This window comes from Exiguobacterium sp. s39 (genome assembly GCF_018618925.1).
Lineage (GTDB): Bacteria > Bacillota > Bacilli > Exiguobacteriales > Exiguobacteriaceae > Exiguobacterium_A > Exiguobacterium_A abrahamii.
The window spans coordinates 18,127-31,008 of record NZ_JACSNA010000004.1; the positions used below are offsets into that span (position 1 = coordinate 18,127).

Sequence of the window (12,882 nt, forward strand, 5' to 3'; positions counted from 1 at the left end):
TCGGAATATAAGAAATGAGGCTATTGATATGTTTAATTTGAGTGAACAGCTCGTCAGTGGACTAAACCCTGAGCAAGCAAGAGCAGTCAAGCATACGGAAGGTCCACTGCTGATCATGGCAGGAGCCGGTTCCGGGAAGACACGCGTCCTGACACATCGGGTCGCTTATTTGATGGCGGCTAAACAAGTCGCACCGTGGAACATCCTCGCGATTACGTTCACGAACAAGGCGGCGCGGGAAATGCGAGACCGGATCGGTCGTTTGGTCGGTGGTGTCGCGAACGATATTTGGGTCTCGACCTTCCACTCGATGTGCGTCCGGATGTTACGTCGCGACATCGATCAGCTTGGATACGATCGTAACTTCACGATTCTTGATTCAAGTGATCAGCAGTCGGCGATCAAGCTCGTCTTAAAGGAACAAAACTTGGATCCAAAAAAATGGGATCCACGTTCGATGCTGACGATCATCTCGTCACAGAAAAATGAATTACGCAGTGCTGAATTCTACGCCTCGATCGTGACGAGCCCGTATGAAAAGACAGTTGCTGAAATCTATAAAGGATATGAAGCGGTCTTACGCCGGAACAACGCGCTCGACTTTGATGATTTGATCGGAAAAACGACGGAATTGTTCAAGAAGAGTCCGGATGTCCTTGCTTACTATCAGAAGAAATTCCGCTACATTCATGTCGATGAGTATCAAGATACGAACAAAGCCCAGTATGATCTCGTCAACCTGTTAGCATCGGGACATCAGAATCTCTGTGTCGTTGGAGACTCGGATCAGTCGATCTATCGCTGGCGTGGTGCTGACATCGCGAACATCCTCTCGTTCGAAGAGGACTATCCGAATGCAGCTGTCATCTTACTCGAGCAAAACTACCGTTCTTCCAAACGAATCTTGGAAGCAGCCAACCATGTCATCCAAAACAACTCGACACGCAAAGATAAGAAACTTTGGACGGATAATGATGAAGGCGAGAAGCTCGTCGTTCATACGGCGGAGAATGAGCGGGAAGAAGCCTTTTATATCGTCCAGGAGATTCGGAACTCACTTCGTTACGGGATGAAACTGAGCGATATCGCGATTCTGTACCGGACGAATGCACAATCGCGTGCCATTGAGGAAACGCTTCTTAAGTCGAACGTTCCGTACAAAATGATCGGCGGCACGAAGTTCTACGATCGTAAAGAGATCAAGGACGTGCTTGCTTATCTCCGATTGATTTCGAATCCGGATGAAGACCTGTCCTTCGCGCGGATCGTCAACGAACCAAAACGCGGGATTGGTGCGACGACGATTGATAAGCTGCGTGATTTCGCCGACTTACAAGGTGTGTCATTGATGGAAGCGATTCGCGATATCGAATTGTCGAGTATCGCACCAAAGACGGCAGCGAAGCTGACGGATTTCCGGACGATGATTCTCGGACTCAGCCAAATGCAAGAATTCATCAGCCTGTCGGAACTAGTCGAAGAAGTGCTCGAAAAATCAGGCTATCGTCAAGTGCTGAAGGAAGATAAGACACTTGAAGCGCAGAGTCGTCTCGAGAACATCAACGAGTTCATCACTGTTGCGCAAAACTTCGAGAAGGAGACGGCGAAAGCCGATCCAGAAGACCGGACGATCATCGCCTTCTTGACCGATTTGACACTCGTCGCCGATGTTGATTCACTCGACGAGACGGATCCGGAAGAACAAGTCACGTTGATGACGCTTCACTCGGCAAAAGGACTCGAGTTCCCTGTCGTCTTCTTGATTGGGATGGAGGAAGGATTGTTCCCACATAGCCGCTCGCTTCAAGATGAAGACGAGATGGAAGAAGAACGTCGCCTCGCGTACGTCGGGATCACACGTGCTGAGAAACGCCTTTACTTGTCACACGCGCGGATGCGCTCCCTGTACGGACGAACGAATGCGAACCAAGAATCACGGTTCCTAGCAGAGCTGCCGGAAGTCGTCATCGAGCGGACCGGTAAAAAAGCGAAGCCACTCCCATGGGAAGACCGCCCTGTTCCGCAAGGCAAAGCCGTCATCGGTCGCTCGATCAGCAAACCGACAGCAATGAAGACGTCAGGTGCGGAAACGCTCGGTTGGTCGGTCGGAGATAAGGCAGAGCACGGGAAATGGGGACTTGGTACAGTCGTCCAGACTCGTGGTGAAGGGGATAATCTTGAAATCGATATCGCATTCCCAGCAGTCGGAATCAAACGATTGCTCGCGAAATTCGCACCGATTAAAAAGGTATGACGGGAGGTCCACAGATGGACGCAAGCCAGCGTATAGATGAGATTCGTCAAACATTGAACCGATACAGCTACGAATACTACGTACTGGATCAACCAACGGTACCGGATGCGACGTACGATCAACTGCTTCGTGAACTGACGGAGTTAGAAACAGAGCATCCAGAACTGATTACACCGGATTCGCCGACGCAACGCGTCGGCGCGGCACCGCTCGAAGCGTTCGAGAAGGTGACGCATGATTTACCGATGCTGTCGCTCGGAAACGTCTTTGATGAGACGGAAATTCGCGAATGGGTCGCTCGGATTGAGCGGTCGCTCGGACGTTCGACGACGTATGTCGCCGAACTGAAATTCGATGGACTTGCCATCTCGCTGAAATACGAAGACGGGCGATTCGTCCGTGGGGCGACGCGTGGCGATGGAACAGTCGGCGAAAACATCACGCAGAATCTACGGACGATCAAAGCGTTACCGCTTCGTTTGCAGGCGGAAGAGACGGTCGAAGTCCGCGGTGAGGCTTACATGCCGAAACAATCGTTCGAACGCTTGAATGAAGACCGGGCTAGCCGAGAAGAGACATTGTTCGCGAATCCGCGTAACGCGGCCGCAGGTAGTCTGCGTCAGCTGGATTCGTCAATCACAGCGTCGCGTAATCTGTCGTTATTCGTGTATGGCGTCGGTGTCAATACGTTGACGGCCCGTTCACATAGCGAAGCGATGGCACAACTTGCCTCACTTGGGTTACCGACCAATCAACATATGCAGACGTGTGAGACGGTGGAAGAGATTCTTGCCTACATCGCACATTGGACGGAAGCGCGCGCGAGCCTGCCATATGAGATCGACGGAATCGTCTTGAAAGTCGATCGATACGATGATCAGGAAGAGCTCGGCTTCACAGCAAAAAGTCCCCGCTTCGCGACAGCCTATAAGTTCGCGGCGGAAGAAGTCATGACAACAGTCGAAGACGTTGATTTCAGTGTCGGTCGGACCGGGAAAGTCACGCCTCGTGCCCGTTTTGCACCGGTCGTCGTCGCGGGATCGACGGTAACATATGCGACACTACACAACGCCGACTTCATCGCTGAAAAAGATATCCGCCTTCAGGACTCGGTCATCATTAAAAAAGCGGGCGATGTCATCCCGGCAGTCGTACAAGTCGTCACGGCAGAGCGAACGGGGGAAGAGACACCGATCGTCTTCCCGACACATTGTCCGGCCTGTCAGTCGGAACTTGTCCGTCTCGAAGGTGAAGTCGACATCCGCTGTGTCAGTCCGGAATGCCCAGCGCAATTGATGGAAGGCATCATTCACTTCGTTTCGCGTCAAGCGATGAACATTGACGGTCTCGGTGAAAAAGTCGTTCGTCAATTGTATGATCATGAAGCGATCCGGACGATTGCCGATTTATATCGACTCGATCGTGAGGAATTATTGACGTTTGACCGCATGGGTGAGACGTCCGTCGATAAATTACTTGCGGCGATCGAAGCCTCGAAACAGAACTCGGTCGAGCGTCTCTTATTTGGTCTCGGAATCCGACTCGTCGGTCAAAAAGCGGCGTATCTCTTAGCGGAACGTTTTGATTCGTTAGCAGGGATTGCGGCTGCAAGCTACGATGAGATTGTCGCAATCGATGGCATTGGGGGGAAAATCGCAGATTCAATCGTGAAGTACTTCGAGCATCCGGAAGCACAGGCATTGATTCGTGATTTGGAACAACTCGGCGTCAATCAACGTTTCCTTGGTGAACGGGTCGATCAGACGAATGCACCGCTCGGCGGCAAAACGATCGTCTTGACGGGGACGCTCGAGAGCTTAAAACGGTCAGAGGCCGGTAAACGACTCGAAGCACTCGGAGCCGATGTGACAGGAAGTGTCAGTAAAAAGACGGACGTACTCGTCGCAGGGGAAAAGGCAGGCTCTAAACTGACGAAAGCGGAATCGCTTGGTATCGAAATTTGGGATGAAGCGCGTCTGTTAGAAGAATTAGCTAAACACGAAGCGTGAGAAGAATGAATGAGAACGATCAAACAAAAAGGAAGGCGGAATTCCGCCTTCCTTTGAAACTGAAGATAGTGTGCAATTTTTCTCTAACGAGAAGGATTGCGCTTTTTTTGTTCGTCTCGCATCGTTTTCCTGGGACAAGCATCGCGCCGCTTCGCTTCGCTGCAGGGTCGCTCTTGCTTGTTTTTCCCTAGGAAGCGATGTCGAGGGAACAAAACGCTTCTCTGATCTTTCTTCCGGGGATAAAAAAGAATGACGCGTCATACGCCACTCCTACAGGAAAAAGCGCGATTTTGCGCTGTCAGAGACAAACGAGACCCGTTTTTCTGCTCGAATGGAGCGGGAAAACCGGCTTGTGTCTCGCCTGAGGAAAGGGCGTGAAAAGACGCGTCATTTTTTGAGTCATCCTTCTTTTTGTCTATAATCTGAAAGGAAGGCAGAAATCCGCCTTCCTTTATTCGTGTTCATCCTTGTTACGAAGCAATCGTCTCGCTCCGAATCAAAGTACCTTGTTTGATGAGACGATTCGTTGCCGTTTCTGGTGGATCACAGGTGATCAATGTGATGGTTGGGGAAGCGACGGATTGGTCGAGAACGGACAATGTCGTCGGTGTGACAAGACGACTGGACGTGATGCGGTACGTATACCGATGTGTTTTTGTCGTGACGATAACGGTATCGCCTTTTTTGACGTCAGGCAGACGATTGAAGTGAAGTCCTTCCGTGAAACTTCGGTGTCCGGCGAGCGCATAATTGCCTTTTCCGGGTGATCCGGTTTCTGGAATATGACCGATACTACGGTCTAAGACCGCTGTCGTCGAACCCTCTAAGATGACTTGCTCAAAATCAATGCTTGGAATCGAGAGCAGTCCAACACCTGATTTTGCGAGCGGTTGTTTCGTCTCTTTCGCATCAACGGTCTTCAAACTTTTGGTCCATTGTTCCTTTAAATTTGCTGCTTCCTGTTCACGCTGATAGTCACTGATGAAGGGCCAAGCAATAAGGGCGATGCCTGCCAGTAAAAAAAGCAGACCGATGAATTTACGACGTGTCATGAGAAAAAGTCCTTTCGGATACGCTAAGGCGCATCATCTTTTTTGAAAATCAGGGGAAAACTTGTCCTTCCCCGATGGAAAACGATTCTGTTATGATAAAGAGAACGATTTAAAAACATGGGGTGCAAATAGAGATGAACTATAAAACAGCAGTAGCGTTGACGTTATCGAGCACGTTATTTTTAGGTGCTTGTTCGTTCGACCTTTCGCCAAGTAGCGATACAAAAGAAGTCATTACTGAAAGTGAACAAGGTAAGGAAGTCCAAGCCGTCGTCAGTCCAGCCATTGATACGACGGATTCGTACTACCGGACGGTCTTGCCGTTTCGTCCAAGTGTCGCACGTGGAATGACACAAAAACGTGTCAGTTCACGTCTTGAGCTCGATGAAATCGAAACGGGTTTAATGCGTCATTCGACACAGTTTTTTGATCCGGAAAAATACTATTACCAAGAAGGTCAGTTACTCGAAGCCGACCAAATCGCGAAATGGTTGTTGCGAAAAGGAAAAGCAGGCGATGGCGTCAGCGATCCTGAAGGTCTGAACCCAGCCTATACGTCTGGTAAGTCGTATAAAGAAAAAAACCAAAAGTCACCTATGATTCTATCGCATATCTTAGAGCAAGACTACATGCTTGAAGAAGATAAGAAACTCGAACTCGGTGGCACGTCGATTGCGCTTGTCTTAAATAGTGAGTATGTGTTCCAAGATGAAAACTATGGACCGACCTATACTGTTAAACTTGATGAAAAGAAAGTCGTTGCTGAAGGAAAGCGGATGGCGAATGATTTAGTCAAGAAGATGCGTAAGACACAAGGGATGAAGACGACACCGATTCACGTCGCCCTCTACCTCCAGGAAAAAGAAGGGTCACCGGTTTCCGGTCACTATCTCTCGTCTGCCTTCATCGGTCGCGGGAATCAAATCAGTGCGAACGACTGGAAAAACTACAATGAACGCTATTATTACTACCCGTCAGCACGCGCGACGAATGATGTGCGAGATGATGCAGCGAAGTTCGATTTATTCAAAGACCGTCTAGAAGACTACTTCCCGAACTACACCGGTATGATGGGAGAAGGCTTCTATCAAGAAGATGAACTGAAAAAGCTTGAGATGAAGATTCCCGTTCAATTTTACGGAAAAGCAGAACTCGTTGCATTCGTTCAGTACGTGACGTATCTGCTTGAGAATCGTTGGGAGTATAATCGAAACATTCCAACGACGATCACTGTGACGAACTTGAACGGGGATACGGAAGCGATGCTGTTCCTCGATCCGGATACAAAGAAACCAATCGTCAAGATTCGCTGATTTCTCCATTCACTTTATGTAGCGACATTCCTCCAATGGACGGAATGTCGCTTTTTTTGTAGAACGGACGCTGGAAGAGAGAAGCATATGAATCAGAAAGGAAGGGTATGGAAGAAGAATGGTATTTTGTTTCACTTTCCCATTTTTTAGATTTACGAAAGCCAGTCGGAGAGAGCATAATGAAAGAAGAACAGTTCTACACACAGGAACGACGCGGTAAGTAATGAATCGTCAGTTCTTTTAAAAAGAAGAGGATAAAGGAGAGATGTAGATGAAAGGCGGTATCTATTCACAAATCGGTGCAGTTCGAGAGGAACTACCATCATCCTCACGAAAAGTCGCAGACTATGTCTTGACGCATATGAACCAAATTGCGCGCATGACGATTCACCAACTTGCAGAGGAATCAGATACAAGTGCCGCTGCAGTTGTCCGCTTTTGCCGCGCGCTCGGATTAAAGGGATACCCGGAGTTGCGGATGCGCATCTCTGCCGATACAGCACGGACGGATTTAAAAGGGTATCACGATATCGAAAAGGATGAACGTCCTGTCGACTTGATTGAAAAAACGCTTAGTAACAGCATTCAAGCATTACAGGATACTGCGAAGCAGTTGAATGATGAACGGATTGCGGATGCGATTGATGTGATTGATCAGGCACGCGCGATTTATTTTTACGGGATTGGGGCATCGCATGTCGTAGCTGAAGACGCTGCTCAAAAATGGACGCGTGTCGGGAAACTGGCGATTCAAGAAACGGACCAGCATCTACTTGCAACGATTTTAGCGAATGCACGTAAAGAAGATGTCTTCTTTGCGATTTCCTACAGCGGAGAAACGGAAGAGGTCGTCGAGTTGATCCGTTTGGCGAAAATCCAAGGGCTGAGGGTCATCAGTCTGACACGTTTCGGGGACAATCGGATCAGCCAACTCGCGGATATCGCGCTTTGGACATCCCGCGCACCGGAAGCGCCGCTTCGTAGTGCAGCGCTCAGTTCGCGTCTCGCCCAACTATTTGCGATCGATGTCTTGTTCTTATCGTATGCTGCGGGACATTATGAAGACACACTCGAACGCCTCCAATACACGCGGGAAAGCGTTAAGACACTGCATCAAAAGAAATAAGGGGGATACATATATGTCAGAACGAACTGCCGGACTAGACGCGTTGTATCCAGAAATGGTCGAGCGCCGTCGTTATTTACATCAGCACCCAGAGTTGTCGTTTCACGAAGTCGAGACACCGCGTTATATCGCGAAACATTTAAAAGCGCTCGGAATCGAAGTCAGGACGGAGGTCGGCGGACGTGGTGTCGTCGGGTATATTCGTGGAGGAAAACCGGGGAAGACCGTCGCGTTACGTGCTGACTTTGATGCCTTACCGATTGCTGACGCCAAAGAGGTCGCGTACCGGTCGACGGTTCCGGGTGTGATGCATGCATGCGGTCACGATGGTCATACGGCAACGCTGTTGGCCGTCGCAGAGACGCTCATGCAACAGAGAGAATCATTACCGGGGAACGTCGTCTTGATTCATCAACATGCGGAAGAAGTCGTTCCGGGCGGTGCACGCGATATGATTGCGGACGGTTGTCTCGAAGGGGTCGATGCCATCTTCGGAACGCATCTTTGGTCAACAATCGATTTAGGACATGTCGGTGTTCGGACCGGTCCGATCATGGCAGCGGCTGATAAGTTCGAGCTGACCTTATATGGAAAAGGCGGACACGGTGCGAAACCACATGAGACGATTGATGCTGTCTTACTCGGGGCAACGATCGTTAAGGAATTACAATCAATCGTCAGTCGTCAACTCAATCCACTGGAGCCGGCAGTCGTGACCGTCGGAACATTACATGCGGGGAATACGTTTAATGTCATCGCAGATCAAGCGACGTTGACAGGAACGGTCCGGACGTTTGATGAAGCGACAGCGGACGATATCATCGAGCGGATGGAGCGAACGATCAAAGGAATCTGTGAAGCAGTCGGAGCAACGTATCACTTTACATACGAAAAAGGCTATCCAGCTGTCATCAACCATGCTGCACCCACCGCATTGATTGAATCTGTCGCACGAGAAGTTCTAGGAGACGAGCGTGTATTTGAGATCGAACCGACGATGGGTGGCGAGGATTTTGCTTATTATCTGCAACACATACCGGGCGCGTTCTTCTTTACAGGAGCGGGAGATGCTTCGTATCCACCGCATCATCATCCGCAGTTTGATTTTAAGGAGCCAGCGATGCTTGATGCAGCGCGTATTCTTGTCGAAGCGACGTGGCGGTATTTAGAACAAGCGACTAAAGCATGAAAAAAATCGCTCGTCTTGACTCCGAAAAGGAATCAGGGCGAGCGATTGCTGTCTTTTTATCCTAAAATTTCTTGAACACGACCGACTTGACCGTCTTCCAAGCGTACTTTAATCCCGTGTGGATGTTGCGGAGATTTCGTGAGAAGGTCTTTGACGATTCCTTCTGTTCGTTTACCTGTTCGTTGATCTTGCTTCAACACGATGCTGACTTTAAGACCAGGCGTAATATTTTTACGTGTTTTACCATCCATCTGTAAATCCTCCCATCGTTCATTTCCTGTTTGGCTATCAGTATAACATGGTTCAGTCGGTGAAACTTGTTTGTCGCAAGGACGTAAAGTGAAAAGAGAACAGAATGTCAGAAAAAAGTTTGACTATATTTGACCAATTAAGATACGACTTTTATAATTAAGGTAATGAAGTATAGGAAAAGGAAGTGAATTCGAATGGCAAAAGACTACTACCAAACACTCGGTGTCGCAAAGGATGCATCGAATCAAGATATTAAGCGCGCGTACCGCAAATTGGCGAAGCAGTATCACCCAGACGTCAATAAAGAGGCGAGTGCGGACCAGCGTTTCAAGGATATCCAAGAAGCCTTCGATGTGCTTGGAGATGAGGAAAAACGAGCGAAGTATGATCGATACGGCAGTAACTTCGACCAGATGGCAGGCGCTGGAGCTGGTGGCGCTGGAGATTACGAAGATCTGTTCCGACAGTTCGGAGGTGGTGGACGGACACGACCTGGACAATCGTTCGGATTTGAAGATATGTTCGGTTCGTTCTTTAGTCAGGAAGAAGTGTCGACCGATGAAGAGCTTGAATTGACGGTCCCACTCAGTCATCTCAGTACGAACGAAAAAGTCACGGTGCGTCTTGCGACGGGTTCGATCCAGCTGACGCTTCCGAAAGACGTCTATGACGGTAAAAAAGTTCGCTTACGTGGAAAAAGTTCAATGCGTAACCGACAAGGTGTCGCGGGAGATGTTTACGTGACGATTCACTTGAAGGATGACGATCAGTTCCGACGGGTCGACCAAGACGTCATTTCAACCGTCCGTGTTCATCCGACGACGCTTGTGCTCGGAGGCGAAGTCGTCGCAGATACGCTTGAAGGGAAACGAATCAAACTGAAAGTCAAACCGGGCACGAAACCAGGAGCACGACTCCGGATTCCAAATCGTGGTCTGAGTCAAGCGAATGGTCATCGTGGGGCGTTACTTGTCCAACTCGAAGTCAAGTTACCTGAGATGGACCGTGCCTTTTATGAAGAGTGGGAACGTCAACTTGCAGTGAAGGAGTGATCAAGGATGGATTTTGAACGTTTAACGGATCGGGCACACGAGGGAATCGTCTCTGCCCAAGCGATCGCGAAACAACGTCGTCATAGTGAAATCACAGAATGGCATTTGTTACTTGCCTTACTTGCTCAAGAAGAAGGGATTGCACGAGTCGTCTTTGAAAAGCTGAATCAACGGATTGAGACATTGAATGGAGCGATTGACGAGGCGATTGGTAAACTTCCTGCTTTGTCCCAGGCGACGACGCCTCGGATCGGTAGCTCGTTGCTGAACGTGTTGACGGAAGCAGAGACGGAAGCACGTCTCATGCAGGATGACTATGTCTCCGTCGAACACTTATTGCTAGCATTGATCAAACAATCAAGTCCAGCAGCTCAATATTTACGTCGTCAAGGCATTACGGAAGAGACACTCCGGGAAGCGATCGTCAGTATGCGAGGCAATCGGAAGGTCACGACGAAAAATCCCGAAGAGACGTTTGATGTGCTGAAAAAATACGGACGTGATCTCGTAGCGGATTTCCGGTCTGGGAAAACAGACCCGGTCATCGGCCGTGATGATGAGATTCGACGTGTCATCCGGATTTTGAGTCGGAAGACAAAAAACAATCCCGTCTTGATTGGAGAACCCGGCGTCGGGAAAACGGCAATCGTTGAAGGACTCGCGCAACGGATCGTCCGAGGGGATGTACCGGAGAGTCTGAAGAACAAGCAGTTGTTCAGTTTAGACATGAGTGCGCTCGTCGCTGGTGCGAAGTATCGGGGTGAGTTCGAAGAACGCCTGCAGGCAGTCTTGAATGAAGTCAAGGAAGCCGAAGGACAGATTCTCTTATTCATCGATGAGCTGCATACAATCGTCGGTGCTGGGAAGACGGACGGCGCAATGGATGCCGGAAACATGCTCAAGCCGATGCTTGCGCGAGGAGAATTGCACTGTATCGGTGCGACGACGCTAGATGAGTACCGGAAGTATATCGAAAAGGACCCGGCGCTCGAACGTCGCTTCCAACAAGTCCTCGTCGCGGAACCGGATGTCGAGGATACGATTTCCATTCTGCGTGGACTAAAAGAACGATTTGAGATTCACCACGGTGTACGGATTCATGATAATGCGCTCGTCGCGGCGGCGATGTTATCCGATCGGTATATCACGGACCGGTTCATGCCGGATAAGGCGATTGATCTCGTCGATGAAGCATGTGCGATGATTCGGACCGATATGGAGTCGATGCCAGCTGAGCTCGATTCACTCGTTCGTCGGGTCATGCAGCTCGAAATCGAAGAAGCGGCGTTAAAAAAAGAAACGGATGAAGCATCCCGGAAACGACTTGCCGTCTTACAGCAAGAGCTCAGCTCTGTCCGGGAAGACGAGAGTGCGCTGCGGACGCGATGGGAACGGGAAAAAGAGAGTTCGCAAAGTGTCCAGCAGTTACGTGCGGATCTTGAGAAGGCGAAACTGGTGTTACAAGAAGCGGAAGGACGCTATGATTTGAACCGAGCATCGGAAATCAAGTACGGTCAAATTCCGGATCTTGAGGCACGGCTGAAAGTCGCGGAAGAGTCATCTGAACACGTCTCACACGAACTCGTTCGAGAAGCGGTGACGGAAGAAGAGATATCCGACATCGTTTCGAAATGGACCGGCATTCCAGTGACGCGGCTTGCGCAGGGCGAACGGGAAAAATTACTTTATCTTGAAGATACGCTTCATGAGCGTGTCTTCGGTCAAGACGAAGCGGTCCGTCTCGTCGCGGACGCTGTCATTCGAGCGCGCGCGGGCATCAAGGATCCGAACCGCCCGATTGGCTCGTTCTTGTTCCTCGGTCCGACAGGGGTCGGGAAGACAGAACTCGCCAAAGCCTTAGCGGCAGCGATGTTCGATAGTGAAGATCACATCGTCCGCATCGATATGTCGGAGTATATGGAAAAACACAATGTCTCCCGTCTCGTCGGTGCGCCTCCAGGATATGTCGGTTATGAAGAAGGCGGTCAATTGACGGAAGCCGTTCGACGGAGTCCGTATTCGGTTCTGTTGTTCGATGAGATCGAAAAAGCGCACGGCGACGTCTTTAATATCTTGCTTCAGTTGCTCGACGATGGTCGATTGACGGATGCGCAAGGACGGGTCGTCGACTTCAAAAACACGATCGTCATCATGACGTCAAACATCGGAGCACCGATCCTGCTTGAAGCCGCCAAAGATGGTGTCATCGATGCAGCGGAAGAGGAAGCCGTTCGCCAAGAACTGAAGCGCCACTTCCGACCGGAGTTCTTGAACCGGATCGATGATACGATTTTATTCCATCCACTCCACCGGACGGAAATCGAACGAATCATCGACAAAGCGGTCGAGAAAATGAGTTCACGTTTATCTGGACGTGGCATTACGATTGATGTCACGGATGCTGCGAAGACGTTGATTTTCGAAGAAGCCTTCGAACCACAATACGGGGCGCGTCCAATCAATCGTTATATGCAACGAACGATTGAGACGAAACTTGCCCGTGCCTTGATCAGTGGGGCGATTCAAGATGGCGCCCGGATTGCGATTGACGTAGAAGACGGCGAACTAGTCGTCCACGGATGAAGCAGATGCTAGAAAAAGGAGTCGACTCAGCTGAAACGAGTCGACTCCTTGT

Annotated in this window: 9 protein-coding genes; 7 read left to right on the top strand and 2 right to left on the bottom strand. The window is 49.8% G+C overall.

What is annotated here, in order from left to right:
- The first annotated feature begins 28 nt into the window (after positions 1-28).
- Positions 29-2,254, top strand: a complete 2,226-nt coding sequence (gene pcrA, locus KNQ11_RS14595; RefSeq protein ID WP_050678990.1) for a DNA helicase PcrA — start codon at positions 29-31, stop codon at positions 2,252-2,254.
- A gap of 14 nt (positions 2,255-2,268) precedes the next feature.
- Complete coding sequence (gene ligA, locus KNQ11_RS14600) at positions 2,269-4,263, top strand: NAD-dependent DNA ligase LigA (RefSeq protein WP_047394971.1); 1,995 nt, start codon at positions 2,269-2,271, stop codon at positions 4,261-4,263.
- 470 nt (positions 4,264-4,733) lie between these two features.
- Here ligA and KNQ11_RS14605 read toward each other — a convergent pair whose 3' ends face one another.
- Positions 4,734-5,315, bottom strand: a complete 582-nt coding sequence (locus KNQ11_RS14605) for a class D sortase (protein WP_214772434.1) — start codon at positions 5,313-5,315, stop codon at positions 4,734-4,736.
- Positions 5,316-5,449: 134 nt separating this feature from the next.
- Here KNQ11_RS14605 and KNQ11_RS14610 point away from each other — a divergent pair, with 134 nt between their 5' ends.
- The 3 genes from KNQ11_RS14610 (at position 5,450) to KNQ11_RS14620 (ending at position 8,943) form a co-directional block, all read left to right on the top strand.
- A complete protein-coding gene (locus tag KNQ11_RS14610) occupies positions 5,450-6,628 on the top strand; it encodes a CamS family sex pheromone protein (protein ID WP_047394974.1) in 1,179 nt (392 codons plus the stop codon).
- Positions 6,629-6,899: 271 nt separating this feature from the next.
- Entirely contained in the window at positions 6,900-7,754 is an 855-nt protein-coding gene (locus KNQ11_RS14615) for a MurR/RpiR family transcriptional regulator (RefSeq protein WP_023467090.1), read from the top strand.
- A 13-nt stretch (positions 7,755-7,767) separates the two neighbouring features.
- The gene (locus KNQ11_RS14620) at positions 7,768-8,943 is read left to right on the top strand and encodes a M20 metallopeptidase family protein (RefSeq protein ID WP_214772441.1); all 1,176 of its coding nucleotides are present in this window, start codon (positions 7,768-7,770) and stop codon (positions 8,941-8,943) included.
- Positions 8,944-8,999: 56 nt separating this feature from the next.
- Here KNQ11_RS14620 and KNQ11_RS14625 read toward each other — a convergent pair whose 3' ends face one another.
- The gene (locus tag KNQ11_RS14625; protein ID WP_023467094.1) at positions 9,000-9,194 is read right to left on the bottom strand and encodes a YwbE family protein; all 195 of its coding nucleotides are present in this window, start codon (positions 9,192-9,194) and stop codon (positions 9,000-9,002) included.
- A gap of 195 nt (positions 9,195-9,389) precedes the next feature.
- Here KNQ11_RS14625 and KNQ11_RS14630 point away from each other — a divergent pair, with 195 nt between their 5' ends.
- Together KNQ11_RS14630 and clpB are read left to right on the top strand one after the other, a co-directional pair.
- Complete coding sequence (locus KNQ11_RS14630) at positions 9,390-10,247, top strand: DnaJ C-terminal domain-containing protein (protein WP_050678995.1); 858 nt, start codon at positions 9,390-9,392, stop codon at positions 10,245-10,247.
- A 6-nt stretch (positions 10,248-10,253) separates the two neighbouring features.
- Positions 10,254-12,830 carry an ATP-dependent chaperone ClpB gene (gene clpB, locus KNQ11_RS14635; protein WP_214772449.1) on the top strand — a complete coding sequence of 859 codons (2,577 nt, stop codon included), beginning with the start codon at positions 10,254-10,256 and terminating at the stop codon, positions 12,828-12,830.
- Positions 12,831-12,882 lie beyond the last annotated feature (52 nt).